Origin of the sequence: uncultured Succinatimonas sp. (assembly GCF_905203285.1) — a bacterium.
Taxonomy (GTDB): domain Bacteria; phylum Pseudomonadota; class Gammaproteobacteria; order Enterobacterales; family Succinivibrionaceae; genus Succinatimonas.
Genome location: NZ_CAJKVK010000018.1, coordinates 1 through 26,255, shown reverse-complemented (window position 1 = coordinate 26,255; position 26,255 = coordinate 1). Strand labels below are relative to the sequence as shown.

Sequence of the window (26,255 nt, the reverse complement as noted above, 5' to 3'; positions counted from 1 at the left end):
ATTACAAAAATGAAAATTAATTTTAAAAGCGAAGATCTGAAGTTAATTTTTTCTCGTAATTTCAATATAGTTACAATCATTAACTTTCTTATAATGCTTGCCTATTATCAGATTTTCGTTACTACAACAAGCTTTACCGAACAGACTTTCAACGTAAGCTTAAGCGCCGCAGGTGCAAGCCTCGGCTTTATGGTTATAGGATGTCTTTTGGGCCGCTTTATTTCAGGAAATCTCATACAGATAATAAGCCCCAAAATCTTATTGAGTCTGACTCTTTTTTTATACGCTCTTTTGGTATTGCCCAATTTCACAATTGATAATCTATATGTCCTATATTTAATAAGATTTCTCTCAGGCTTAATCTTAGGATCTACTGCAACAGTTACCGGAACGGTAATGGCTTATTGTGTCCCGCCGATTATGATGGGACTTGGCGTCAGTATATTTTCTTTAAGTACCGCCCTTGCCCTTGCCTTAGGTCCGTTTCTCGGCATGTTTTTAATGCACGAAACAGGATTTAACGTCTTGTATTCAAGCGTTCTTACCTTAAGTGTTATCTCTTTTGTAATAAGGCTGTTTCTTAATATTCCTCAAATAAAATCGCATGGTCATGCCTGGTTTAAATTAAGCAATTATATAGACGCAAAAGTTATGTCTATATCAGCCGTTGCTCTTTTCATGGGGCTAGGTTACGGATCTCTTGCTTCATACCTGGCTACTTTTGCAGCACAAAGAGACATTCAGGAAGCAGCTGCCTTCTTCTTTTTGATTTCGGCTATCACTACTATTTTAAGCAGACCGATTTCCGGGAGACTTTTTGATCTCTACGGCGAAAATTTGGTACTTTACCCTTCAATTTTGTTAACTGCCGTAGCCTTATTATTAGTATCTATTGCCAACAGTGCACCGCTAATTTTACTTGCCGGATTCTTCCAGGGCTTAGGCTTTGGTAACTTTCAATCAGCAGGCCAAGCACTCGCTTTACGCTTGGTATCAAAAGAGCGCTATGCCCAGGCAACTTCAACCTTTTTTATATTTTTTGATTTAAGTGTGGGAATAAGCCCTGCTTTAGGCGGAATTATTGCCACCAATTTCAATTTTACATTTATGTTTGTTACTCTTTCAGTTTTAACCTTTTTAGCAGCTGTCCTTTACTATTTTGTTCACGGTAAAGATCATCCCTTAAAAAAGCAGCTGTTAAAACCTAAGGCAAGTCCGATAAAATGAAAGTATTTAATATTCTTATATCTTCCGTTATTTATGCCGCATCGCTTCTGCCGCTTTGCGCATATTCAGAAGGCAGATCCGATTCTTTTATACCGTCTGCTGACGTCAGCTTAAACACAAAAAACATGCAAACATCCAAACCTGTAAATCTTTACTCGTTAAACACTCCTATTGATGAAATAACAAGCGATCCTGTTTTTTCCTATTACGGGAAAATGATCTTTCCGCTTAATAAATATTTTATGAGCGGTGATACCGTAAAAGATTTAAAACTTGCATGGTACAGCAATATCGATCCGACTAAAACTCTTGAGATTGTCAATTATTTAAAAACTGAAGCTGCAAACGGCAGACAAATATTTTTTGATATTTACAGTAATAAAGAAAAAGCAGCCGATCCGAGTAAAAAAGATACAGGTTTGTTTTTCTTTAAGGGTAAAGAAGGATACCCTTTTGCCGTTTGCAACGCCGGCGGCGGTTTTGCCTATGTAGGAGCTATTCATGACAGTTTTCCGCACGCACTTGAACTATCTAAAAAAGGATATAACGCTTTTGCCCTAATTTATCGACCGGGAGCACAAAGTGCTGTTGAAGACTTAGCTCGAGCGATTTCCTTCATTTTTAATAACGCAGATAAATTTAAAATCTCTACATCCTGCTACTCTGTCTGGGGAGGTTCTGCCGGTGCCAGAATGGCAGCATGGCTCGGCTCATACGGTCCGTATGCTTTCGGCGGTGCTAAGTTACCTCGTCCGGGCGCAGTTATCATGCAGTACACGGGACACGATGAATATACTAAAAACGATCCTCCTACCTTTGCCTGCGTAGGAGAAAATGACGGAATTGCTGATTGGCGTATTATGCAAATGCGCATCAACGCCTTAAAAAAATTAAATATCGATACTGAGTTTCATCACTATAAAGAGTTAAGACACGGATTCGGTCTCGGCACTCATACTATTGCAGAGAATTGGCTAAATGAAGCCGTCGAATTTTGGGAAAGGCAGCAAAGAAAAAAGTAAAACAATCTTATGTCCTACAATGACATCGTTAACTTCCGGCTACCGTGAAAAAATTTTTTCTAAAAGTTAAATTTTTTTTTAACAAAGTATTTTTATAATGCCAGCCATTTTGTAATAAAAATTTTAATTTAACTTTGCTCTTGTAAGGTATTCTTAAAATGATTAATACAGATAAGGCATGGGGAGTTTTCTGCGCTATCATTGCGGGAGTTTCGTACGGTACAAATCCCCTGGGCGGACTTATTATGTACGGCGAAGGTTTTAACCCTTCCTCAGTAATTTTTTATCGCTTTATCCTGGCTACCGTATGTTTTGCCGTAGTTATGCTCATGAACGGGATCAGCTTTAAAGTTTCACTTTATGAGCTAATATCTCTAGCCGTTTTAGGCTTATTGTTCTGTGTTTCGGCTTTAACCCTTTTTACAAGCTTCCTTTATATGGACGCGGGTCTTGCGTCTACTTTATTTTTTATCTACCCGATTTTCGTAGCTTTGACCATGGCGCTTTTATTTCATGAAAAGCTGTCCTTTACCATTTTAATTGCTATCGTGTTTACGCTACTTGGTATAACTCTTTTATATCGCGGTGACGGAGAAGGATTTAATCTAAAAGGAGTTTTATGCGTATTAGGTTCCGCCGTATCCTACTGCGTCTACATGGTTTTCATTAATAAAAGCAAGCTTATGATGTCCGCGATAAAAATGAACTTCTATATGGCAATTTTTTGTTTATTAGGCGTAACCCTATTTTCCTTTACCGCCCCAAGCAATCACTTGCTGCCTTTAAACAGCCCGATTGCTTTTATGGGTGCTATTTTCCTTGCCATCGTTCCCACCATCATTTCTTTAACCTTTATGGTTAAAGCAATAAAGTTAATCGGATCTACTCCTACCTCAATTATCGGAGCCCTTGAACCGCTTACCGCTGTTGCTATCGGAGTTTTACTATTTAACGAACTTTTTACGATAAAAATGGCTATCGGAATTGCTTTAATTTTAACCGGTGTGCTGGTGTTGATTGCCGGCTCTGAACTAAAGGAAAAAGCCAAGCTCATTCTCAACAACCGTACCAAACTGTGGCGTTGGAGATCTTAATAGTAAGCCGTTAATTGTCACCTCGTCATGATTTGTTTACTGACGCGGGTGACAAACTCTACTAAGACACAAGCAAAACTAAAGTTTTTACAGTTCTTTTTTCAACTCATTAATATGTTCTTTTGGCGGCAAGCCGAATAATCGCTTGTATTCTCGATTAAACTGCTGCTGACTTTCATAGCCGACCTCAAAAGCCGCATTTGACGCATTGTAATCCTCAACTAGCATAAGGCGTCTTGCTTCATGCAGCCTTAAATATTTCTGATACTGCAAAGGGGAAATTGACGTAAACTTTTTAAAGTGCTTAAAAAAAGTGGGACTTGCCATATTCGCTTTGGCAGCCAGCTCATCAATACTGAAGTTTTCCTTATAGTGCTTCTTTAAAAACTCAACCATATGAATCATATTTTTTCCGTATGATTCGCGGCCGAAAATATTACGCAGACGAAGACCGAAAGGTCCGCGCAAAAGATGAAAATACAGCTCCTGCTTAATCGGGTCTGCCAAAATTTTAGCTTTTAAAGGATCATCATCGCAATTTACAAGACGTAATAAACACCCCAAAATTTCATCGTTTGCCTCTTCAACCTTAAAAGCCAAAGGTTCTATTTCCGAATTATCCACCGGCATTTTAGAACTTAACTGAGCGATTAAATTCAGATCAAGATGCAGCGATAATGCCAAAAAGTTTGAATTCTCATCATCAGTAATAATGCGATAACTGCTTGGCATATCCACAGTAACCAAAATCATGCTGCCGCGCCCGTATGCAAGCTTTATGCTGCCTACGGTCACTTCCTTTGAACATTGCAGCACAAGAGCAATACAGCTGTCGTAAAAACAATGAACGATTTCATTTTTTTCATTTGATCTTCGAGCATAGCGTAAATCAGGTACCGAAGATTCAAACGAGCCGATTCCTGGACACTTGGTGTCTACAATTTTTTGTAATTTAGTTAATAATTCTTCGCGTTGATTTGTTTCCATATGCGTATTCTTTTAAAACTACGATGCTTTAAACATATATAGCCGATAGATCTAAAACTTTCCTTTATTATATTTACAAAAATTTTATTTTTGACAGACGGATCTTTAGGATACAAATCCCGTGTGATATTTTGTGATCCTACTCTACAGGTAAAGTAATAAAAGAGATGCAAAGAGGAGCAAACGATTAAAGAAATAATCATCACTGCATTCACAAACAAGATCCGCACCGCTATATGATGCGGAACTCATCTAAAATCACACGTTTGAATTTTCCTTTTCTTTTAGCGCTTTTTGCCCTAATTCAAGTACCTGCAGAATACGCTTAACATCATAAACACAGCCTCGTGCCGTACCGCCGCTTACAGCCTGCAAAGCAGCCCATAAAGCAGTGTCATCAGGAAGGTCGGGATGAGGTTTGACCATAGGATGAGTGCTCCTTTTGGCAAGTTCAGCTTCCCCTTCTTTAACCGTTAACGGTTTATCCTTTGTTCCCAAAAAGTTTATCGTTCCGCTTAAATTAACCGTATCAATTACAACCTCGACAATATCACCGTCACGTAGTTTACCTATAGGACCTCCGGCTAAAGCTTCAGGACCGATATGACCTATGCAGGCACCGGTTGAGACGCCTGAAAATCTTGCATCGGTAAGCAGTGTTACGTATTTGCCGAAAGGAAGATATTTAAGAGCAGAAGTCAATTGATAGGTCTCTTCCATGCCCGTACCCAAGGGGCCGCCTCCTATGACGCACATAATATCGCCTTTAACGATGGCTCCGTCCTTAATCGCTTTAATGGCATCCTCTTCTGACACAAATACTTTAATCGCTCCTTTGGCGCGATACACGCCATCTTGGCCGATAACGCTTTTATCAATAGCGGTAGATTTAATTACTGCGCCTTCAGGTGCGATATTCCCCTTAGGGAAAGTGATTGTTGAAGTAAGTCCGCGTGAATTTGCCTTATCAATATCCATGATAACGTCATCGGCATCAACACCGTCTTCTTCCTTTAGATGGCGTTTTAAAGCATAGCGGCGCTCGGAATCTTCAAAGCAATCAAGATTTTCACCTAAAGTCATACCGGTTACAGTCATAACGTCCTCATGGAGAATGTTCAGTCTGCGCAACTTCAGCATTGCTTCAGGAACCCCGCCTGATAAAAAGGCGCGAACAGTAGGATGTGGTATCGGTCCGTTGGGATTAACGCTTACTATACGCGGAACCTCTAAGTTAATTCTGTTCCAATCATCCATTGTCGGAATCTTGCACCCTGCCGAGAAAGCAATTGCTGAAAGATGCAAAAGCAAATTGGTCGAACCGCCGAAAGCCGCATGCAAAATCATCGCATTCTCAATAGCTTTATCAGTGATGATATCTTGAGCTTTTATTCCCTTTAACAACAGCTCTTTTAAAGCTATCGCACTGTCACGAGCGATTTTCAGCCAAATTTCCTCTCCTGAAGGAGCCAAAGCCGAATGGGTTAAAGCCAAACCTAAAGCTTCGGCAACAACTTGAGAAGTTCCTGCAGTCCCTAAAAAGTGACAGCCGCCTCCGGCGGACGCACACGATCTGCAGCCTACCGCTGCCGCATACTCTAATGAAATTTCATTATTGGCATAACGAGCTCCAATCGTCTGGACTTTCCCCGTATCTTCTCCTTCAACGGGTGGCAAAGTAGTACCTCCGGGAACCAGAATAACGGGCTTATCATGACAGGAGACCAATGCCATCATCATGCCGGGCAAGCCTTTATCGCATGTTGCTACCCCCATAAGTGCCTTTGCTGTCGGTAAGGAGCGAATCAGTCTTCTTAAAACCATCGCGCTGTCATTGCGATACGGCAATGAATCAAACATGGCATGCGTTCCTTGAGAACGTCCATCGCAAGGATCGGTTACATATGCAGCAAAAGGAGTTATATGCTCTTTGGCAAATTCTCTTGATGCTGCCTCAACCAGCATACCAAGTTCAAAATTACCGGTATGATATGTAAGGGCAACAGGCTTTCCGTCAAAACCGCGCATTCCGCCTAAATTGCTTAAAATCAGCACTTCAGCATCACGAAGACACGAAGGATCCCATCCGATGCCTGCATCCATCGTCATACCGAATAAATCTCCCGACGGGCTATAGCGCAAAAGGTCGTGGTTAAGCGGTAAGGCTCCTTCAGGTCCTGCTGCTTTAGTCCGAGGTTTTAAAACAGTGTCTTTATCATTACTAAACAAAACATTAAGCATATATATCCTCAAAAATTTTTATTTTTTTCTATATGTTGAACTTATTTACCGTATATAGAAAAACTAAAGATATAATCTATTCTACAAACAAATAACCGAAACTCTAAAAAATATTGCACTCTGCCTTACATGATTACCCTGCCGTTGCATCTGAAATCATCAAAATTTACATCATGTTGATTTTTGCCTTAATTAATTTACTACACAAAAATGACAGAAAATTACACTAAATTAACCTTTAATTTCAATTGAGCCAAAACATGAACATTTACATCAAATTTCAACTTGTCGACAGTAGAGAAAAAGAGTCAAAAAGACTACAATTTAATGGATAACACACTTATCCTTCAACGTTTTGAGGAAATATTTATGGCACAGCTTTCAGGATATGCACTTATAGGCGACATCGGCGGCACCAATGCTCGTCTTGCTTTATGCAACCTTGCAGACGGAACTATCACAACCCCAATTATTTATTCAGCACTTGAAAATGACTCGCTTGAAAGCTGTATTTTAAAATTCCGTCAGGAAACCAATGCCAAATTTACATCGGCATGTATTGCCATTGCCTGTCCGATTACCGGCGATTACGTCAAAATGACTAATAACCCCTGGGAGTTTTCTCAGTCACAGATGAAAAGTTCCTTAGGTCTTGAGAAGCTCATTGTTATCAATGATTTCACCGCCATGTCAATGTCCGTTACCTGCGTTGATCCAAAATACTTGATAAAAATCGGCGGCGGAGAACCAGATCCTTCTGCACCTATAGCGATCTACGGCGCCGGCACCGGCCTTGGCGTAGGACACGTCATTCATGTAAATGATCACTGGATTCCTCTGCCAGGTGAAGGCGGACATGTCGATTTGGCACCGGGAAATATGAGCGAAGATATGGTGCTTATTACTTTAAGAGCCAGAATCGGTCACGTCTCAGCAGAGCGAGTTCTGTCAGGCCCGGGTCTTGTCAACCTCTACGAAGCAATCGCAATGCGTAATGAAAGACTTAAAGAAAACATGCCCCCTGCCGATGTTACTGCCGGTGCATTGGCAAATCCCGCCGATCCTGACTGCCTTGAAGCTTTAAACACTTTCTGTCGTCTTATGGGACGTTTTGGCGGAAATCTTGCTTTAACCATGGGAACATTCGGCGGCGTATATATCGCCGGCGGCGTGGTTCCCCGCTTTATTGAATTCTTCAAGAATTCAAAATTCCGTGAAGCCTTCGAAGAGAAAGGCCGTTTTAAACCATATCTGGCAAGAATTCCCGTTTATGTAATCACTGATACCAAAGCAGGACTTTTAGGCGCCGGAGCTTTATTACGTCAATCTTTAGGCGCCGTATTGTAATTTTTTTGCAAAGAAAAAACGGCTCAAAAGAGCCGTTTTTATTTAATTTCCAGAATCTGTCATAACCTTTGTCGGATATGCTTTTTTTACCTTTATCTTTATAGAAAACATATCCTTGTCAAGCTTACCGATTAAATCAATTGGTTCATCTTTTTTAAGATAAGACCAATTTCTATCGCTATCAAGCTTAACTTCAATGGTATCTCCCTGCAAATCCGTAAACTCATAGTACTCACCGCCGTAATACTTAGTAAGCCGACCCTGCAGAAATACCATTTGTCCGTCACTAATATTTTTACGAACTTCACTTACAGTCATTAAACGTTCGTGACCGAATCCGCGAGGACCGTGATGAAATCTGTCGTGCATGCCTGCAGATGCTGAACCGATAATAAGCAGCAATGTGCAGAAAAGATAAATAATTACTCTTTTCATCAAAAAATCCTCCTATATTTTTATTATATTAATTAAAAAAAATTAGCTCAAACTTAGCCGCGCAAAACAACTCTCAATTTTTAAAATCACCCATGAAAAAAACATAAAAAAATTATGTGCTATAAGGCACAAAAATCGCGGTTTTAACACTATTTTTGGTATAATTAACAGGTAATTGAAAATTAAGGAGCATCAATGCTTATCGATGAAGTAAAAGCCACCTTGGCGATGGAAAATTTAGAACTGACCCAAGATGAAGAAAAACTTCTTAAAGACTTTGCCGACGGACGTGTTACTTTCGAACAGGTTCGTGATTTTGTCGTTAATGCCGTAAAGAACCGCAAGGCCGCATGAATCTTGAGTCATCCCCTGTCTGATTATATATACTGCTACAAAGGTACCGAAGTTCTTATAAACAACTTCGGTCTTGAAGATACTGAAAAATTAAAAAAAGTAGAAAGAACCATAACGGCTGCCCGTTTAATCGAGCTTTTGAAAAAACCGATTCATGGTAAATTTGATACTGCCCATTTAAAAAAAATCCATCAGTATATTTTTCAGGATATTTACCCTTTTGCAGGTGAATTCAGGCGTGTTGATATTGCCAAAGGATTAATGTTCTGCCACTGTGAATACATTGAGCGCGAACTTGACAAGCTTTTTTTAAAACTAAAAGAAGAAAAATATCTTAAAAACACAAGTTTAGACGATATTCCGGCCCGCGCTGCTTTTTATATGGGCGAAATTAACGCAATTCATCCGTTCCGTGACGGCAACGGACGAGCTCAGCGCGAATTCATTCGAGAATTGCTGCTTCCTTTGAATCTTCAAACTGATTATTCAAGATGCCCGAAAGACATGATGCTAAAAGCAAGCATCGCTTCTTTCAACGGTGATGACAGCATTCTTACCGAACTTTATAAAATGTGTATTTACCCTAAAAACTAAAAAAATATGCAAGATTTTAAATTTAACAGCACCCCTATAATGCCTGTAGGCAGCTTTCACGTAGCTGTCTGGGGCTGCCAAATGAATGTTTATGATGCTGACCGCATTCGCGACTTGCTTGCAAGTTCAGGTTTTATGGAAACAAGTCAGCCTGATAACGCCGATATTATCGTCTTAGTTACCTGTGCTGTCCGTGCCAAAGCTGAAGATAAAGTTTTCAATCAAATCGCAAGCTGGAAAGCCAAAGGCATTATCAATGAAAATACCGTCATTGCATTAGGCGGATGCGTAGGTTCTGAACTTGCCCAGGATATTATTGAGTTTGATAAAAATGTAAATATCGTCTTCGGCCCCAGAACCGTTCATCGTTTACCGGATATGATTCGTGAATTTCTTAATACCGGTAAACCGATAGTTGACGTCAAAGGCGATGCCCTTGAAAAGTTCGACTCATTGCCAAATCCCGGCAGACGCGGTCCGTCAGCTTTCGTCACGATTATGGAAGGATGCTCAAACAAATGCTCATACTGCATAGTTCCCTATACCCGCGGCGAGGAAGAATCTCGTCCTGAAAAAGACATCCTTGATGAAATTAAACTTCATATCGCAAACGGCGTAAAAGAAATTCATCTGTTAGGACAAAACGTCAATTCATATCGCGGTATCAGTGATAACGGATTTACCTGTTCCTTTAGCGAACTTTTATATGAAATTGCAGCGATTAACGGAGTTGAGCGTTTACGCTTTACCACATCAAATCCGATGGAATTTACCGATGATATCGTTCAGGCATTTGCCGACCTTGATGTGATTGCCGATGCCGTACATATTCCCGTACAAAGCGGCTCAGACAGAATCCTTGAATTGATGCGCCGCCGCTATACCTCTGATTCTTATCGTGAGCTTATAGAAAAGCTTCGCAAAGCGCGTCCCCAAATCCATGTGTCAACCGACATTATCGTAGGCTTCCCCGGTGAAACCGATGCTGATTTTGCAGAAACAATGCGTCTTGTCGATGACATAAAATTCGATCAAAGTTTCAGCTTTATTTACTCAAAACGCCCGGGAACACCCGCTGCGGTTCTTGAAGATCCGATTTCAGCAGAAGTCAAAAAATCACGTTTGTATACTCTGCAGGCCCGCCTTGAAGAGTATGCTTTAACCTACAGCCAAAAAATGCTCAATACCCGCCAGCGGGTCTTAATTGAAGGCGTTTCGCGTAAAGATGCCAATGAACTTAAAGGCAGAGCCTCAAATAACCGTATTGTTGTATTTGAAGGCAGTACCGATCTTATCGGCTCAATGGTAGATGTCGATATAATAAAGGTCATGTCTCATACATTAAAAGGCCAATTAATTAAATAAATTATGAAAAATAACCATTTAGATTTCATCTTAGAACCTATAGACAAAAATCGTCTTGCGTACTTAATCGGTCCTGAAGATGAAAACTTAGTTCAAATTCAAAAAAGGCTTGGTGTAACCATTGCTTACAGCGGCTCTCATTTCCATATTGAAGGAGAGCACAAAGCCTGCAAAGACGCTGAATACATTATTAAAAATCTTTACGTTGAGACGGCACCTATCGGTAAAAGCAATAAAATTCAGGATATAACCCCTGAAAAAGTCCATCTTGCCATCCTTGAAAGGATAAAACTGGAAAGTAATAAAGAGGAGGAGAAAAACAGAGGTTCTATTGATAACCTTTACGCCAAAGCATCCTCTTTTAAAACCAAACGCGGAACGGTCAAAGCCCGTACCGAAAATCAAAGCACTTATATAAGTGCAATCAATACCCACGACGTATGCTTCGGTGTCGGCCCTGCCGGTACCGGAAAAACCTTTTTAGCAGTAGCTGCCGCCGTAGACGCTCTTGAACGCAACGAAGTAAGACGCATTATTCTTACCCGTCCTGCCGTTGAAGCCGGAGAGAAACTCGGATTTTTACCCGGCGATCTTTCTCAAAAAGTCGATCCCTACCTGCGTCCTCTATATGACGCTTTATTTGAAATGCTCGGCTTTGAAAAAGTTGAAAAATTTATCGAAAGACAAATCATTGAAATCGCTCCGCTTGCTTATATGCGCGGTCGAACCTTAAATGATTCTTTCATTATCCTTGACGAGGCGCAGAACACTACCATTGAGCAAATGAAAATGTTCTTAACTCGCATCGGCTTTAACTCCAAAGCTGTAATAACCGGAGACCCAAGTCAAATTGACTTGCCAAAACATATAAAATCCGGACTAAAGCATGCTCTTGAAGTTTTAAAAGACGTTGACAGCATCGGCTTTTCTTTCTTTGAATCAAGAGATGTGGTACGACATCCGGTAGTGGCAGCTATAGTTAATGCCTATGAACTTTACGATAAAAAAGAAGAAGAGCGCAAAAAAGCGTATCGGGAATTAAAAGATAAAGAAAATAATGATTTGACAAAAGATAACGGAATTTAACGGCTATTAAAAATGAACGTAAATATCGATTTACAGGTGGCAATTGATCAAAAAGAGCCATTACCTGATATTGAAGAGCTTACATTATGGGCAAAAAGTGCCCTTAGCGGTGCTGACTATCATAAAGACAGTGAAATTACCGTAAGAATCGTTGCCCCTGATGAAATTCAAGAGTTAAACCGGGACTATCGCCACAAAGACTCCCCCACTAATATTTTATCTTTTCCCTTTGAATGTCCTGACGTAGTGGAACTTCCTTTACTTGGCGACCTCATAATCTGCGACGAAATCGTCAGAAAAGAGGCAAAAGCCCAGGACAAAACATACAAAGAGCATTTTGCCCATTTAATAGTTCACGGATGCCTGCATCTTTTAGGCTACGATCACATTGAAGCAAAAGATGCCGCCAAAATGGAACCTCTTGAGGTTAAAATCATAACAAAACTTGGTTATCCCGATCCGTACGGCGATTTAACAAACAACTAAGGAAATTTTTTCTATGAGTTCTGACAGTCTGAAAACCAAAAGTGCACATTTTATAAACCGCTTACTGCATGGAATAAAACCAAACGATAAAGGCGAGCTTGCAGACATGATTAAAGATGCAAGCGATCGCGATATCATCGATGACGATACTGAAAGCATGATTTCAGGAGTTTTTGAAATCTCCAAGCGCCGTCTTTGCGATATCATGATCCCGCGCTCGCAGATGATTACTATCGACAGTAACTGCAGTATCGAGGACGCTGTTAAGATCATTGCAAAATACCGTCACTCCCGCTATCCGGTAATCTGTGAAGATAAAGATCACATCATCGGTATTCTATTGGCTAAAGATTTACTGCCTTATGCCATAAGTTCAGATGAAAACAAACCTACCGTAGATAAGTTGGTTCATCCTTTGGTAATCGTTCCCGAATTCAAGCGGGTTGATTCCATGCTGCGCGAATTTCAGGAAAACCGTTTTCACATGGCTGTCGTAGTCGATGAATTCGGCGGAGTATGCGGTCTTGTAACCATCGAAGATATTTTGGAACTCATCGTCGGTGATATCGGCGACGAATATGATGACGAAGAAGAAACGTTAACCGACGATATCATAAAAAGCGCGGATGATTCTTACCTGATAAAAGGTCAGACTCCCATTGAAGCTTTTAACGATTTCTTTAAAACCACTTTGCCCAAAGTTGACGTTGATACCGTAGCCGGCATGGTAATCCATGCTTTAGGTCATCTTCCGCAAAAGGATGAAAGCGTCAGCATCAACGGCTTTAGCTTTAAAGTATTAAGCGCCACTCATCGTCAGGTTCAATTACTGCAGGTACGTAAAGAACAGCAGACAGCAGTCCAGGAATAAAATGATTTTTATTCGAAAATTTCTCGATAACATCAATAATCTTGCCGTACTAAAAGCCTTTTTTACTTCTAAAAAAGGCATTATTTTAAGTACGGCCGCAGCAGGATTTTTAGCAAGTTTCGGATTCGCTCCGTATTCAAGTTTTGTTGCCATACTTGCCGCTTATTTTCTGCTTTTTTTACTGTGTTTTAATCTTGATACCAAAAAACAGCTATTCTTTGCCGTTCTCCTATTTTTTGCCGTTCAAAACGCAGTAACCCTTTCCTGGCTTAATTTCGTAATGGAAGATTTCGGCAAATTGCCGATTTTCGCATCGTTAACAATAGAAATCCTTTTTTCTTTTTATTTAGCGCTTCCCTACGCTCTTTGTGCCGTAATTTCATTTGTCATTGCCAAAAAGGTAAAAACATCAGCTATTGCATGTTTTATGCCGGTAAGCTTTTGCCTTGCAGATTTTATTGTAGGCTATTTATTTAGCGGTTTTCCTTGGATGTATATAGGCAATGCCATGCAAACGGGGCCTTTTTCTTCTTACGCTCCGCTAATCGGAGTCCGCGGCATTAACCTTCTTGCCTATATTTTTGTCGGAGCTTTAGCCTTAACCGCTACAAGACGTTTTTTATATTTACCGGCTGCAGGCATCATTTTTGTTTTCGGAATTCTTACCATGGGGATCCGCTTTACTGTTGATTCCGGTACATTAAACGTCGTTTTAGTCCAAGGAAATATACAGCCGGAAGTCAAATGGGATCCTAAACACATAATGCCGAGCATCGGCAAATATTGGAATTTAACCGAGCCTTACGTAAAACCCAATACCCTTATTGTCTGGTCAGAATCATCAATTCCTTTATATATAGAGGAATGCGGCGGACTTCTTAATGATTTAAACGCTGTTGTAAACAACGAAAGCGCCCGACTTATAACCGGAATTCAGCACATTGACTTAGACACCAAAGAAAGCTTTAACTCAATGATTCTGTTAGGGGATAAAGACAATTTTTCATTTGATAATCTTGCCCGCTATGACAAAAAGCATTTAGTGCCTTTTGGAGAAATCGTTCCGTTTGAAAAATATTTACGCCCCTTAGGCTCTATTTTCAACTTTCCTATGTCCGGTTTCTCAAAAGGTCAGGAACAGCAAGATCCATTTAATGTCTTTTCATTTAATCTTTTGCCGGTTATTTGCTATGAATCTATATTTCCGGAGCTTATCCGCAATGCTGATAATGCAGAAATAAACGGTATCGTTATGGTGTCAAACGACGGGTGGTTCGGTAAGACGCGCGGACCTCTTGAGCATTTGGCGATAGCAAAGATAAGAGCCCTTGAACTGCAAAAACCTATTTTGCGCTCCACCAACAACGGGGTAACCGCAATTATTGATGCACAAGGCAATATAGCCAGTATTCCGGCAGATGAAGCTTCCGTGCTTTCAAGTCAAGTTACTTTAACAAAAGGACTTACGCCTTATGCGCGCTTTGGCAATATTCCTTTCTTAATAATGCTGTTTATAGTATTTTGCTGCGGATTTATTATCCGCAATCATCACAGCTCAAAACTTGATGAAAACTTACGCAGTTTAATAAGGCCCTAAATGATTTATGCGGAAAAACAAAATTTTCCGCATATTGTAAGTTAATGTCCGCTATTTCCCTTCGCACTGAACCTGAAATATAAATAAACTCCGCCGCACATAAGGATCAATCCGCAAAAAGAGAAAATTATCTGCAAAGTAGATAAGTTTTCGGATTGAATTTTACTATTGTCCAAAAACTCTCCGATACGGCAGCCTCGAGAAGAATAACGAATTGCCCTGCCGTACATTCCTGAACTGTCCCACACGTATTTAGGGAATGGAATATAAATATTCACATTAGAAAACATGCTGTTTGCCGAGCTGACAAAATTAGATATGAATTTAAACAAAGCTTTAGGATCAGAGCCCAGACGACGCAGATCGTTATATTTTAAAGCCGGCTCCAAATTAAGGTTGCGTCCCGGGACAATATATCGCGCATCAAGTTCAAACTCATCAATTATCCGTCCTGAAAGATCGGCATCAACTCTTATTCTTGAATCATTATGCAAAGATAGCTGCTTATCAATTATCAAACGATTTTTAAATCCGTTTGACAAGTCCAAAACACCATATCCGTCCATGACCAATGAATTGACTTCAATATTTCGTCCGCTTTGTGAATCGACACGCAGATTAGAATTTCTTATATAAAGATTATTAATATCTAAAGCGCCATGCAGCATGGTTTGTCCGCCTAAAACATTCACATTGATGTTCTGACCGATGATTTTTCCTTCTATATCAATGTATGCATCAGGATCGCTGCCGAAGTAATGAGGATTGTCATGATATAAAAAACGCTCGTCGGCACCGATATTTATTGATGTAGACAAAACATTATTTATAAGCGCTTCTTTAGAATAAACATCCAAATCGTCTTTTGTAAGCTGCAGCTTAAGCGGAAGCATCAACCCAACGACATCAGCAATATTAACTAAATTACCGCTTTTATCCGTTTCAAAATTCCATAATGAAACGATGTCACCAGAAATATTGGCACGCTTTAATAAATTGATTTCTTTTACTAAAGCACTGCCGTCCATAAAAATAGCACTGCCTTTTCCTGAAACGGTTCCCGAGATATTGATTTTATCTACAGCAGGATGGCGCAACTCTTCAGGAATACTTGTTGAAATAGCGGCATCATAGCCTTTTTGGCCTGTCTTAAAATCAATGGTACGGTTGGCCTGATATGACCCTCTGCTCTCATAAAGATTGGAATGAACATTAGATCCGAAATTTGCTTTTATGGCAACACCGTCTTCGCCATTTGCAATAAGTCTGCCGTCAACATTAATTTTATTGCCTGAACCGTAACTGAAAACTACGGCACTACCGTCTTTACCGTTAGCAATAATTCGCGTTGCTTGAGGTACGGTAATCGTATTATTGCTGCCGTCAATACGAATTCCTAAAGCACCGAAACCTTCGGTAAAAATATTACCGTTTTGTAATATATCGTTATAGTCACCGTAGACATGTAAACCTACTCCCAATGGAGTTTCTGAAGGTAAATTTTTTACATAGCTATGTTTTTTCTCGTCATAAAAAGAATAAGTACTTTCCAATTCATAATAAGAAGGCTCTGCAATACTTCCTGATCCGTATATGCTATTACCGTAAAAAGCGCGCGTTCTTGTCGGAAAACCTAAGTCCTCAAATAAAGCCAGCTCAATTTCAAGGAAATTACCATAATTTTTAAAAGGTGAATCCGACAGCAAGGAATTTCTTAAATTTAAAAAAACCTGTCCTTCTTTATCATAAACAAGAGGAATTCCCTTCTTGCCTTTTCCTACATCAAAAACAGAGTCTTGCGTTCCTTTTCCAAGCAGCTGACTTACATGATCACCGCAAAAATAAAGATTGTTATTTAAAACTAAGCTCCGATTATTTTCCAATCCGCCAAGCTCAGATAAAAAAAGATTATGTTCTTTTACAAAAGTTTTTTCATCAAAAGAAGTAAACGGCAAATTAAATTTACTACCGTCAAAAGAACTGTCCACACCTAAAAATCTCGCATCGGCAATCATCGCCAACGTAGCATAATTGGTACGTCCTGAATTATCAGGCAAATTAGGAGTTTCCTGATTAAATAATCCAAACTGCGTTACATACGGATGAGTAAGACTTAACTGAACAAAAGCTTCTGATTTAGGTGATTTACATTTCCCAAGAAGATTGGCTGCTGTATAAGACAATCCCTGACATTGTCCATTCTTATGAATAACATCATAAAAACGGGCTCTATCCTGATAATTATCATCAAGAACAATGGGGATCCTCAAAGAGGGCTTATCTTCAAAAGCAGAAAAAAGTGAAGAAAAAAACGCAGAACCCTGATTTAACTGCGAAATCAAGAAAAAAGGAAATTGTTCTTTAACCTGAGGGACCTGTCCTAAATTAAAAGTCTTATAAAAAGAACTTATCTTTGCTTCATCTTTTTCAAGATAGTAAACAAAAATATTATTGTTTAAAGATGATTTTTTTTGCCCGACTCCTGATGCTACCAAATCAGTTACTTTATCAAGCACTCCGGTATCTTTTGCAAAAACCGGTGATGATTCATTTAAAGAATAAGCGCTTGCCTCTCCATTATCCTGAGCAAATACGGTCAAGGAACCGAATAAAGCTAATACTACAGATAAGGCTAAAGCGCTTTTTTTCATCTTTATTACCTACAGCATCCAAAAGAGCTTTAACAACTTAAAGCAAAACCTAAATTAAATCTCCGGAGGATTCAGCCAAACCGGACGTCCCGATCTTTCCTCCAAGGCTTTCTTTAAAATTTCCTGATTAATTTCAGGGTTCTTGAAAAACTCAAGTTCATCTTTGGTAAAGCTAAAAGGGATATTTTCAAAAGTTTCAAACTCGTCCTCGGTACGAGACAACGGCTGATGAACTTCAATATAGATATTACCGTTATCTTCAATTGCGTATTTAATAGGACGATTTATAAACTGTACTCTGGTACCTACAGGTACATTATTAAACAAGTACTCAATATCTTCATTTCTAAGGCGCACGCAGCCGTGACTTACGCGCAAACCGATACCGAAATCGGCATTAGTACCGTGAATGGCATAAAGTCTTCCTATATATAAAGCGTAAAGTCCCATGGGATTATCAGGGCCTGCGGGCCACACTGCCGGCAAATATTCACCGCGAGCGCGGTACTCAGCATGCATCTTCGCTGTCGGAGTCCATGTAGGTCCGGCCTTTTTACGCTGCACGGAAGTTACCCAATTAAGCGGAGTATCTGTGCCTAATTGACCGATACCTATAGGCAGAATATCAACCTGTCCGTTATGGTAAAAATAAAGACGCATTTCAGCTGAATTTACAATTATCCCATTGCGTACGGTATCAGGAAGAATAACTTTTCCGGGAATTACCAAATTAGTACCGTTTTTAGGAACAATCGGATCAGCATAAGGATTGGCTTCTATCATATTTGAAAGACCAAGCTGATAATGGGCCGCCACATACTCCATAGTCGTGGTGCCGGTAGCTGAAATTTTATAAGTATCTTCCTTGCCGACAATCTTAGTGCTGTCGTCAACCGGATAAGTAGCAGCTTGTGCCGCACCTGCTAGCAATATCAATAAGGCAAGGGTCTTTTTTAACATTTTGTTTTCTTCTTTATTGGCTTTAAAAATTGAATATTTTAATTAAAACGAAACTTAACTTGTTATTTTAATATGATTTGATTGTCCAAACCAATCTTATGTTTAAAGATACCGCAATGAACGGACAATAATGTTTATTGTAGCATTTTTCATTTCCTGACCGATTGAAGTAAAAATGAGGTTTTCTATAGCTGCTTTAATATTTGTGCATCATTTTCAAACATATATGCCCAACTAAGAAACATTATCAAATTAATTTTTAACTTTTTAAAGGTACTTATATTTTTTTACATCATGTTTATATAAAATCTGCTTGTTCGTACTTTTTAAGGTAATGAATATATTCGCAGGACTTAGGCTTTTTCCTGCGGCCCATTTAATTCCTTAACAGGAGTTTAAGAGGATGTTTAAATTTAAATGCGCATTGTGCGCCTTAACTGTTGCATTAACATCTGCTGCAGCCGCGGCTGATGACAACAACAAAGTCAACATTTGGAATTGGAGCGATTACATCGGAGAAAACACCGTTGCGGATTTTTCCAAAGCGTCTGGTCTTAATGCCAACTATGTAATGTTTGACTCTAACGAAATGGTAGAGGCAAGATTGCTGTCAGGCAAAACCGGTTTTGACGCCGTAATGATGGTAAGTTACTACGTACCGCGTCTTGCCAAAGCCGGAGCTCTCCAGAAAATCGACAAATCTTTAATTCCGAATTGGTCAAACCTTGATGACAAGCGTATGGAAATATTGCGTACTATAGATCCTAACAATGATTACGCGTATCCGTACACTGAAATTTCCCTCGGCATAGCCTACAACGACAAAAAAATAGCCGAAATTTTCGGGCCTGATTTTAAAGTCGACAGCTGGGACTTTTTATTTAAAAAAGAAAATTCAGATAAATTAAAGCAATGCGGCATTGCTGTACTTGATTCTCCTATTGAAGTCATCTCAGCTGCCATGCATTATTTAGGCAAAAATCCGAACTCTGAAAAATCTTCAGATTACGATGAGGCTGAAAAACTTTTAACCGATTTGGCATCTAACGTGCGTTACTTCCATTCTTCCCGCTATATTAATGAATTAGCGTCAGGAGAAATTTGCGCCGCTATCGGCTATTCAGGCGACATTCTGCAGGCGGATAAAAGAGCTATTCAGGCAAACCGTGATTACCGCATTAAGTATGTATTTCCTAAAGAAGGAAGCTTATTGTGGTTTGACTGCTGGACGATTCCTGCCGGAGCTGAAAACTATAAAGGAGCTCATGCGTGGTTTAACTATCTTTTAGATCCGCAGGTGGCAAAATCCGTATCTAATGAAATCCGTTATATTCTTCCGGTAAAAGGAGCTATGGATAATCTTGATCCGGAACTATCGGCCGATCCTAACGTTAATTTAACTCCTGAGCTTTTAAGCAAAGCCTATTTCCCGCAAACTCCGTCGGGCAAAGTATCGCGTATTACCAATCGAGTCTGGAATGCGATGAAGCTTAATGCCGATGCTTCAGCCAATGAAGAAGCTTCAGGCTGGGAATAATTTTCCATTTTTTCATAGACAAAAAGCGCATGTTAAATGCGCTTTTTTATTATTTTACATTCAAAATTTATATTTTTGTCAATTTTTACTGTCGTTTGTAGCAATTTTGTATGTTTAAATGCTATAGTGTGCCCTGATCAATTTTTGAGGGACAGAATTATGAAAAAACTTTTTATCGCCATATTTGCTCTTACTTTTATCTTAGCTGGCTGCGCTAGCGTTGATCTTGAAAATAAAGAACAAAGCGAAGCTGCCAAAATATTTAAGCAGCCTGATCCCGATAAAGCCGGAATTTATGTTTACAGACCGTCCACGATTGCAGGAGACGGAATGAGGCTTGATGTCTATCTTGACGGAGACTGCCTTGGAGCAACAGGCCCTAATGTTTTTTTATATAAAGAAGTTCCGGCAAACATATATCACACTGTTGCCAGTGAATCTGTAGTATCTCCGAATGAACTTAAAGTTTACATAAGCGGAGGCAAAAATTATTTCTTCAGACAAACGCCTACGGTCGAAGGCCTTATTTCCGGAATCTATACGGCAAAACTAGCTGAAGTTACAGAAAGTGTCGGTAAAAAAGCCATTAGTAAAATGGATCAGGGAAAAACTGGTAAATGCTATTCAGATTTTCATTTAAGTACATTGTTTGATTAGGCGTCACCACTTGTAAAAGCAAAAAGGCTGGCTAAAAATTTTTTAGTCAGCCTTTCTCTTTTCTAACTATTTTTTCTTTCTTGATTCAAAAAGCTTAATTGCCAGCTGAATATCAGCAAGTGAATTTATAACAAAATCAGCTCCGGCCTCATAAAAAGTGATGGCTGCTTTCATATTAAGCTTATCCTGCTCAATTATCGATAAAGCGGACCATTCATCCTTTGACAGGCCCATAATGGAGCTGCCCTGGGTAACGCCTACGGCAAAGACACCTGCGTGTTTTGCTTCCTTAATATCAGAAAGCGTGTCACCGATTTTCATTACATGCTTAACGCTTTTAATACCGAGTTTTTGCATGTTTCTGAATATCATATAAGGGAACGGCCGACCTAAATTATCAGTTTCCTCTGGAGTAACCAAACAATCAGGCTCATATCCCTGCTTTTTGGCACACTCGGTAACCACCTCCATCATTGAAGCAGTATACCCTGTTGTAGAACCAATCTTAATCCCCTGGCTTCTCAGCAATTCTACCGCTTCAAGCACATAAGGCTTTAAGTCGCAGCACTTTTCCAAAACACTGAATAATGAAGGTTCAAAAGACTGATAAATACGTTCTACATCGTCTTCATCAGGCTCTTTTTGATAAGCATCAACCCACAAATCGTGAATTCTCGGCATAGCAAGCATTGTCTTTATATGATCGCGCTTTAACATGCCCATCGGAATACGGGTTTCTTCTTCAGTAACTTCAATTCCTGCAGACTTAAAGGCCTGCATAAAAGCTTTGACCGGGGAAATCGACCCATAATCAACAGTAGTTCCGGCCCAATCAAAAATAACGCACTGGAGTTTAGGCATCAGCTTGCTCCTTGTAGGCCTTAAACAAAGACAGGATCTTTTCTATATCCTCTTCATAGATTTCACCGATATTTCCAAGCCGGAAAGTATCGATATCGGTAAGTTTTCCGGGATAAATCACATAGCCGTTTTGCTTTAAAAACTCATGCATTGCGGAAAAATCAACTTTGAAGTTTTCAGGATACAGATAAGTAGTAATTATCGGTCCCTGAAGCTCGTCTTTGATATAAGCCTTAAATCCGAGTTTTTCCATACCATCGCGTAAAAGCTTGTTGCATTTTTTATAACGGGCCAAACGAGCCGGCTGTCCGCCTTCTGTTTCAAGCTCGCGTAAAGCCTGTCTGAATGCTGCTACGACATGTGTCGGAGAAGTAAAACGCCACTTGCCGCCATGATGCTCCATGGTGTCATACTGATCGTATAAATCCAAAGATAATGATCGTGCATTGCCTTTGCTGGCTAAAAGTACCTCAAGCCTGCCGATGATAAAAGAAAATCCCGGAACTCCTTGGATGCATTTATTGGCAGAAGAAATGAGAAAATCGATACCGATTTTACCCATATCAATATCAACGGCACCAAATGAGCTCATAGCATCGACAATGAAAATCTTACCGTATTTTTTGACGATTTTTCCTATGGACTCAATGTCATTTAAAAGACCTGAAGTGGTTTCTGAATGAACCATGGATACCATGGAGATATGCGGATGATCATTAAGATAATCATCTACGCTCTTAGTATCCGGGATTTCATCCCATGCATACTCTAAAGTTTCATACTTAATGCCGGCATGTTCTAAAATTGAGCACATGCGCTTTGAATATGCTCCGTTAACCAACACCAGCACGGTATCATCTTTTGCCGGAATGGATGTTAAAACTGACTCTACTCCGAAAGTACCGCTTCCCTGCATTAAAACCGCAGTATATTGACCGTTATCCACATGAGCGAGCCTTAAAAGCTCATGTCTTATCTCCTGAGTGATAGCGTTATAATCGCTATCCCAAGTACAACGATCAATTAACATTGTCTCTTTTACTGTCGGGGTAGTAGTAAGAGGTCCCGGTGTTAACAGCTTATAAGTATTCAAATCTTTCACTTTATTCGCCCTTAACTAATTTCTGGTGCTTGACGAGCAATTCAGTGGTAAGTTTTTCAGGGAAAGTCTGAGGATTCTTAGGCTTTAATTCTTCATCAACGCTTTCACCTTGATATAAAGCTACAGGATAGTTCTGAAGCAATTCGGTACGTGCGTTTTTGATGATGCACTCAGCAATTTTCATGGCATTAGGATTGGTGTTTTCTCCCTTATCGACTACGGCAACAGCCTCGATAAGAGTAAAATTACCTTCCTCAGGATCAATGTAATCAATAGGCAAACCGTTCTTCTTGTCGGCAACAGCCTGATGACGCAAACCGAAACCTACAGCTACTTCACCGGCACGCAGCTTCTTAAGCGGAGCAGAGCCTGACATTTCAAGATGATCGCCGGCATTCTTTTCGATTTGCTTAACAATATCGGTACCTTCTTTCTCACCGTATTTTTTAATTAAAGCTTGGGTCAAAAGCCAAGAGGTTGAAGAACCGGTAATATCAGGAATAGAGATATGACCTGCGTACTCAGGTTTTGCCAAATCTGCAAGAGCCTTAGGAGCAGTAAGTCCGTCTTGTTTTAAAACTTCGGTATTAACGAACATTGAACCGGTAACACCTAAAATCGGAGCATAATATGCAGTATCCGAACCGTTTACAGTTTTATGATCAAAAGTTAAATCTTTAAAAACTTTGTCTTTTGACTGTACTGAATCAAGATAGTATGAGCTTAAAGTCAAAACGTCAGCTTCAATATTCTTGCCTTCTGCTATCAACTTACCGCCGAGTTCAGAAGTTCCCATGGACTGCATGAGGTACTGACCTTCAAAGCCGTTATTGTCAAGAGCATGACGCATAGCAACCTGTGCCTCTTCGTCGGCATTGGTATAAATGACGACTTCATTGTCGGCAAAAGCTGCTGAACTATATAAAGCAGCGGCTACAACTAAAGATAATGACTTAACGATAAATGATTTTTTCATGATAAAGCCTCAAGTGGGGTTTTAGTTTCTGTTTTAGTAGTTTTCGCGGATTTAACTGATTTTCTGACCGCAAGGCGATCCAGAATCAATTTAGCCGCAACATTGGTGAAGAAAATCAATAATGACAGAACAAAAATAGCGTCAAACTTCTCAAAGTACTGTAACTCCTTGATTTTCACGGTCGTTACCATAGTTCTTGCTCCGGCGAGGAAAACGATTGCCGAAATCGTGACCATAGCATTGACGAAAAAGTATGAGAACATTTCGATAATGGTGCTCTTGGTATTAGGAATAACCACACGCCTTACCGTTTTAAACCAAGTGTCTCCCATAAGAGCTCCGGTAGTTTCCCAGGAAGCATTCATTTTGGAAAAAGCCTGTTTTGCCATCAGGTAAGGGGTCGTAAAGAAATGAACCACATTTGCGATTATTAAAATAAGGAAAGTATTAGTAAGAGACGTACCGGTAAACGCGAAGAGAAAGCCGACGCCAAGCACCATACCGGGAACAGTATTGGTAACCATTGCAAATACGTCCATCAAACTCTTGCACCAACCGTTAAGATGTGAGCGGGCGTTAATCATTCCGGCAAGATAGCAAAGAATGGTTCCGCAAACGGCAGTCAATAGTGCAACATATAAAGAATTTATATATACGCCGAAAATTGCGCTTTCGGCAAATATGCGCTTGACCGTTTCAAGGGTGAACCACGGCTGGTACGGCCAGCTTTTGACGAAAGGAACGATGAACATGATGGCAAATACCGACAGCAGCATCAGTGTTAAAGCCAAATAGAACACTAAAAATCCGCCGTCACGCAATTTGTCGGGAACAGGATGGGCCAGCGAAATCTTGTTATAACGGAAATTTAATTTGTCGCAATAGCGTAAAAGCACAATCGCGATAATTGACGGAACCAGCATCGCCATAGCAACTACGGATCCGTTGGCAAAATCCGGAACAGCTCCCATCATCGTGGCGTATAAAGTGGTAGCGATAACATCATACTTGCCGGCAATTGATGTCGGGATACCGAAATCAGTGAAATTTAAGAAAAACGATAAAATAAAAGCAGCGACCATCGAACCAACGACAGGACGAATTCCTGTTATGTAAAAAGTACGTGCTTTGCTGTCGCCCATAACCTTAGATACGGTGATGAAATTTTTATCTACATATTTAAACGCGTTGTTTAAAATCATGAACGCAGGCGGTAGAGTATAAATAACACCGGCAATCAACAGACCGTAAAATCCGTAAATGGAAAAAGGCAGTTGCCCTATAAGCCTGGTTATCAATCCCTGACGACCGAATGAATAAATCACCGCAAATCCGTATGTAATTGACGGCAGGAATAACGGCAACAGAATAATAATTTCAATTGCCGATTTAAGTCTTTGCGAATAAGCACAGAAGTTAAGACCGTAGGCGCTTATAAATGCAATAGTAGTGGCAAAAAGAGCTACAGCACCTGAAACTTTAAAGCTGTTAAATAATGACTGCCAAAAACTGTCTTTTGACAAAAATGTCAGATAATTGTCAAAAGTAAAGCCGCTGTCATTAAAAAATGACTGATTTAACACGCTGTATAGCGGATAAACCAAAGAAATACCAAGAATAAGAAGTATAAGGACAAAAGAAAGCTTGAGCTCAAATTGCCCTTTTCCTAAAAAAGCCAACATAGTTAAGCCGCCATCTCAGTGTTAAACAATCGGAAAATATTGTCACGCTTAATAGTGAGCTGTCTTAAGATGAAATCCTTTATAAAGGTATTGGCAGGTTTATGAACGATGCTTAAAGGGTCGGCATATTGACTTATCAATCCGCCGTTTAAGATAAGAACCTTATCGGAAAGAGACAAAGCTTCCTCAGGATCATGGGTAACGATGACAGTTGTAAGATTGAATTGTCTGGCAATTTGTTTGATTCTGGCTTTAATTGATTCTTTAATCATGCCGTCAAGTGCGGATAAAGGCTCGTCAAGCAAAAGAAGTCTGGGCTTCATTACCAAAGTACGGGCGATTGCGACACGCTGCTTTTGTCCGCCTGAAAGCTCATCTATGCGCTTATTTAAATGCTTTTCAAGATCAAGCAAATCAATCAAATCGCGAACTTCCTGCACCGTAGAGGCTTGAGGATTGTTGCGCAAACCGTAAATTATATTTTCATAGGCATTTAAATTCGGAAACAGAGCAAAATCCTGGAACACAATGTTAAAACCGCGTTTTTTCATTGGGACATTGCTTAAATTTTCTCCGTCAAAGAAAATTTCCCCTGACGTCAAATCAGTTAAACCTAAAATTACATTTAATAATGTTGTTTTACCGCATCCTGACGGTCCCAAAATAGAAACGATTTCACCGGTTTTAATCTGTAAGCTTATATCTTTAAGGACTACATTTGAGCCAAAACTCTTAGAAACATTCTTAAGTTCCAACATTTTCATTCACCAAAGTTGATCATTTGGCAAAATTATAAAAATGCGAAATTAAGCGCATATAAGTGAAACGTTAACTTAATGTTTATTTTCAATAACAATTGTTAAATATAAATTTACACAAACCGTCCGATAATGACTGATTCCTTACTGATATTAAATAACTTTAAAGCCAATCCAATTATAAATAACATGTAAAATTCAGGTTAAAAATTTAAATGTTTATCTAAAATAAAGCAGCTTTTTTCATCCGTTTATTTAACATGTAAAGCTATTGTTAATTTTTGAACTAATATTTCTTCAGCGACCAAAATGCACCAATTTTAATCAAAATATAATTTTTCTTTAAATTTTAACTTTACAAGTTA

Annotated in this window: 23 protein-coding genes; 13 read left to right on the top strand and 10 right to left on the bottom strand. The window is 39.6% G+C overall.

Annotation, left to right across the window (positions count from 1 at the left end; all coding sequences use genetic code 11):
• The 3 genes from QZ019_RS03455 to QZ019_RS03445 form a co-directional block, all read left to right on the top strand.
• A partial coding sequence (locus QZ019_RS03455) for an MFS transporter (RefSeq protein WP_307761566.1) occupies positions 1-1,227 on the top strand: 1,227 nt, incomplete at its 5' end.
• Positions 1,224-2,249 carry an alpha/beta hydrolase gene (locus QZ019_RS03450; RefSeq protein WP_295482343.1) on the top strand — a complete coding sequence of 342 codons (1,026 nt, stop codon included), beginning with the start codon at positions 1,224-1,226 and terminating at the stop codon, positions 2,247-2,249. The genes QZ019_RS03455 and QZ019_RS03450, both read left to right, overlap by 4 nt.
• A gap of 158 nt (positions 2,250-2,407) precedes the next feature.
• Positions 2,408-3,343 (top strand): DMT family transporter, encoded by a 936-nt coding sequence (locus QZ019_RS03445; RefSeq protein ID WP_277296300.1) that lies wholly within the window; start codon positions 2,408-2,410, stop codon positions 3,341-3,343.
• Between the two features lie 87 nt (positions 3,344-3,430).
• Here the strand turns inward: QZ019_RS03445 and QZ019_RS03440 are convergent, their stop codons facing one another.
• Together QZ019_RS03440 and QZ019_RS03435 are read right to left on the bottom strand one after the other, a co-directional pair.
• A complete protein-coding gene (locus QZ019_RS03440; RefSeq protein ID WP_277296301.1) occupies positions 3,431-4,330 on the bottom strand; it encodes an AraC family transcriptional regulator in 900 nt (299 codons plus the stop codon).
• A 258-nt stretch (positions 4,331-4,588) separates the two neighbouring features.
• Positions 4,589-6,571, bottom strand: coding sequence for a YjhG/YagF family D-xylonate dehydratase (locus tag QZ019_RS03435; RefSeq protein ID WP_295482339.1), 1,983 nt, complete (start codon positions 6,569-6,571; stop codon positions 4,589-4,591).
• Between the two features lie 369 nt (positions 6,572-6,940).
• Between QZ019_RS03435 and glk the strand changes: the two genes are divergently transcribed.
• Complete coding sequence (glk, locus tag QZ019_RS03430) at positions 6,941-7,918, top strand: glucokinase (protein ID WP_295482336.1); 978 nt, start codon at positions 6,941-6,943, stop codon at positions 7,916-7,918.
• A gap of 42 nt (positions 7,919-7,960) precedes the next feature.
• Here the strand turns inward: glk and QZ019_RS03425 are convergent, their stop codons facing one another.
• Positions 7,961-8,353, bottom strand: coding sequence for a NirD/YgiW/YdeI family stress tolerance protein (locus tag QZ019_RS03425; protein ID WP_295482332.1), 393 nt, complete (start codon positions 8,351-8,353; stop codon positions 7,961-7,963).
• A 195-nt stretch (positions 8,354-8,548) separates the two neighbouring features.
• Here QZ019_RS03425 and QZ019_RS03420 point away from each other — a divergent pair, with 195 nt between their 5' ends.
• The 7 genes from QZ019_RS03420 to lnt are packed head-to-tail and all read left to right on the top strand — an operon-like array spanning position 8,549 to position 14,706.
• A complete protein-coding gene (locus QZ019_RS03420; protein WP_295482329.1) occupies positions 8,549-8,707 on the top strand; it encodes a hypothetical protein in 159 nt (52 codons plus the stop codon).
• A 3-nt stretch (positions 8,708-8,710) separates the two neighbouring features.
• Complete coding sequence (locus QZ019_RS03415; protein WP_294565239.1) at positions 8,711-9,301, top strand: Fic family protein; 591 nt, start codon at positions 8,711-8,713, stop codon at positions 9,299-9,301.
• A 6-nt stretch (positions 9,302-9,307) separates the two neighbouring features.
• Positions 9,308-10,666, top strand: coding sequence for a tRNA (N6-isopentenyl adenosine(37)-C2)-methylthiotransferase MiaB (gene miaB / locus QZ019_RS03410; protein WP_295482327.1), 1,359 nt, complete (start codon positions 9,308-9,310; stop codon positions 10,664-10,666).
• A gap of 3 nt (positions 10,667-10,669) precedes the next feature.
• Positions 10,670-11,752: a PhoH family protein gene (locus QZ019_RS03405; RefSeq protein WP_295482325.1), complete on the top strand. Its 1,083-nt coding sequence runs from the start codon at positions 10,670-10,672 to the stop codon at positions 11,750-11,752.
• A 12-nt stretch (positions 11,753-11,764) separates the two neighbouring features.
• Positions 11,765-12,238, top strand: coding sequence for an rRNA maturation RNase YbeY (gene ybeY, locus QZ019_RS03400; protein WP_294565242.1), 474 nt, complete (start codon positions 11,765-11,767; stop codon positions 12,236-12,238).
• A gap of 13 nt (positions 12,239-12,251) precedes the next feature.
• The gene (locus tag QZ019_RS03395; protein ID WP_295482323.1) at positions 12,252-13,109 is read left to right on the top strand and encodes an HlyC/CorC family transporter; all 858 of its coding nucleotides are present in this window, start codon (positions 12,252-12,254) and stop codon (positions 13,107-13,109) included.
• A 1-nt stretch (position 13,110) separates the two neighbouring features.
• The gene (gene lnt, locus QZ019_RS03390) at positions 13,111-14,706 is read left to right on the top strand and encodes an apolipoprotein N-acyltransferase (RefSeq protein ID WP_295482320.1); all 1,596 of its coding nucleotides are present in this window, start codon (positions 13,111-13,113) and stop codon (positions 14,704-14,706) included.
• Between the two features lie 41 nt (positions 14,707-14,747).
• Here lnt and QZ019_RS03385 read toward each other — a convergent pair whose 3' ends face one another.
• Both QZ019_RS03385 and QZ019_RS03380 read right to left on the bottom strand, forming a co-directional pair.
• Positions 14,748-17,357: a hypothetical protein gene (locus QZ019_RS03385; protein WP_295482317.1), complete on the bottom strand. Its 2,610-nt coding sequence runs from the start codon at positions 17,355-17,357 to the stop codon at positions 14,748-14,750.
• Between the two features lie 54 nt (positions 17,358-17,411).
• Positions 17,412-18,317: a L,D-transpeptidase family protein gene (locus QZ019_RS03380; protein ID WP_295482314.1), complete on the bottom strand. Its 906-nt coding sequence runs from the start codon at positions 18,315-18,317 to the stop codon at positions 17,412-17,414.
• A gap of 403 nt (positions 18,318-18,720) precedes the next feature.
• Here QZ019_RS03380 and QZ019_RS03375 point away from each other — a divergent pair, with 403 nt between their 5' ends.
• Positions 18,721-19,854, top strand: coding sequence for a polyamine ABC transporter substrate-binding protein (locus tag QZ019_RS03375; RefSeq protein ID WP_295482312.1), 1,134 nt, complete (start codon positions 18,721-18,723; stop codon positions 19,852-19,854).
• A 159-nt stretch (positions 19,855-20,013) separates the two neighbouring features.
• Complete coding sequence (locus tag QZ019_RS03370; RefSeq protein WP_009142414.1) at positions 20,014-20,511, top strand: DUF2846 domain-containing protein; 498 nt, start codon at positions 20,014-20,016, stop codon at positions 20,509-20,511.
• Between the two features lie 66 nt (positions 20,512-20,577).
• Here QZ019_RS03370 and phnX read toward each other — a convergent pair whose 3' ends face one another.
• From phnX to QZ019_RS03345, 5 genes are read right to left on the bottom strand one after another with little or no spacing between them, the layout of a single operon-like run.
• Positions 20,578-21,372, bottom strand: coding sequence for a phosphonoacetaldehyde hydrolase (phnX, locus tag QZ019_RS03365; protein WP_294565259.1), 795 nt, complete (start codon positions 21,370-21,372; stop codon positions 20,578-20,580).
• A complete protein-coding gene (phnW, locus tag QZ019_RS03360) occupies positions 21,365-22,474 on the bottom strand; it encodes a 2-aminoethylphosphonate--pyruvate transaminase (protein ID WP_295482309.1) in 1,110 nt (369 codons plus the stop codon). The genes phnX and phnW overlap by 8 nt, the downstream gene beginning before the upstream one ends.
• Before the next feature lies 1 nt (position 22,475).
• Entirely contained in the window at positions 22,476-23,450 is a 975-nt protein-coding gene (locus QZ019_RS03355) for an extracellular solute-binding protein (protein WP_295482306.1), read from the bottom strand.
• Complete coding sequence (locus QZ019_RS03350; RefSeq protein ID WP_295482304.1) at positions 23,447-25,132, bottom strand: ABC transporter permease subunit; 1,686 nt, start codon at positions 25,130-25,132, stop codon at positions 23,447-23,449. Before QZ019_RS03350 ends, QZ019_RS03355 begins: the two co-directional genes overlap by 4 nt.
• Before the next feature lie 2 nt (positions 25,133-25,134).
• Positions 25,135-25,890: an ABC transporter ATP-binding protein gene (locus tag QZ019_RS03345; RefSeq protein ID WP_294565270.1), complete on the bottom strand. Its 756-nt coding sequence runs from the start codon at positions 25,888-25,890 to the stop codon at positions 25,135-25,137.
• Positions 25,891-26,255: the final 365 nt, after the last annotated feature.

What these genes read in the sequence shown, in the direction of transcription:
- QZ019_RS03355 (WP_295482306.1), bottom strand. Translation starts at nt 23,450, where the DNA reads ATGAAAAAATCATTTATCGTTAAGTCATTATCTTTAGTTGTAGCCGCT.
- QZ019_RS03435 (WP_295482339.1), bottom strand. Translation starts at nt 6,571, where the DNA reads ATGCTTAATGTTTTGTTTAGTAATGATAAAGACACTGTTTTAAAACCT.
- QZ019_RS03380 (WP_295482314.1), bottom strand. Translation starts at nt 18,317, where the DNA reads ATGTTAAAAAAGACCCTTGCCTTATTGATATTGCTAGCAGGTGCGGCA.
- glk (WP_295482336.1), top strand. Translation starts at nt 6,941, where the DNA reads ATGGCACAGCTTTCAGGATATGCACTTATAGGCGACATCGGCGGCACC.
- QZ019_RS03440 (WP_277296301.1), bottom strand. Translation starts at nt 4,330, where the DNA reads ATGGAAACAAATCAACGCGAAGAATTATTAACTAAATTACAAAAAATT.
- phnX (WP_294565259.1), bottom strand. Translation starts at nt 21,372, where the DNA reads ATGCCTAAACTCCAGTGCGTTATTTTTGATTGGGCCGGAACTACTGTT.
- QZ019_RS03425 (WP_295482332.1), bottom strand. Translation starts at nt 8,353, where the DNA reads ATGAAAAGAGTAATTATTTATCTTTTCTGCACATTGCTGCTTATTATC.
- QZ019_RS03445 (WP_277296300.1), top strand. Translation starts at nt 2,408, where the DNA reads ATGATTAATACAGATAAGGCATGGGGAGTTTTCTGCGCTATCATTGCG.
- lnt (WP_295482320.1), top strand. Translation starts at nt 13,111, where the DNA reads ATGATTTTTATTCGAAAATTTCTCGATAACATCAATAATCTTGCCGTA.
- QZ019_RS03370 (WP_009142414.1), top strand. Translation starts at nt 20,014, where the DNA reads ATGAAAAAACTTTTTATCGCCATATTTGCTCTTACTTTTATCTTAGCT.
- QZ019_RS03385 (WP_295482317.1), bottom strand. Translation starts at nt 17,357, where the DNA reads ATGAAAAAAAGCGCTTTAGCCTTATCTGTAGTATTAGCTTTATTCGGT.
- QZ019_RS03395 (WP_295482323.1), top strand. Translation starts at nt 12,252, where the DNA reads ATGAGTTCTGACAGTCTGAAAACCAAAAGTGCACATTTTATAAACCGC.
- miaB (WP_295482327.1), top strand. Translation starts at nt 9,308, where the DNA reads ATGCAAGATTTTAAATTTAACAGCACCCCTATAATGCCTGTAGGCAGC.
- QZ019_RS03375 (WP_295482312.1), top strand. Translation starts at nt 18,721, where the DNA reads ATGTTTAAATTTAAATGCGCATTGTGCGCCTTAACTGTTGCATTAACA.
- QZ019_RS03450 (WP_295482343.1), top strand. Translation starts at nt 1,224, where the DNA reads ATGAAAGTATTTAATATTCTTATATCTTCCGTTATTTATGCCGCATCG.
- QZ019_RS03350 (WP_295482304.1), bottom strand. Translation starts at nt 25,132, where the DNA reads ATGTTGGCTTTTTTAGGAAAAGGGCAATTTGAGCTCAAGCTTTCTTTT.
- QZ019_RS03405 (WP_295482325.1), top strand. Translation starts at nt 10,670, where the DNA reads ATGAAAAATAACCATTTAGATTTCATCTTAGAACCTATAGACAAAAAT.
- ybeY (WP_294565242.1), top strand. Translation starts at nt 11,765, where the DNA reads ATGAACGTAAATATCGATTTACAGGTGGCAATTGATCAAAAAGAGCCA.
- QZ019_RS03420 (WP_295482329.1), top strand. Translation starts at nt 8,549, where the DNA reads ATGCTTATCGATGAAGTAAAAGCCACCTTGGCGATGGAAAATTTAGAA.
- QZ019_RS03345 (WP_294565270.1), bottom strand. Translation starts at nt 25,890, where the DNA reads ATGTTGGAACTTAAGAATGTTTCTAAGAGTTTTGGCTCAAATGTAGTC.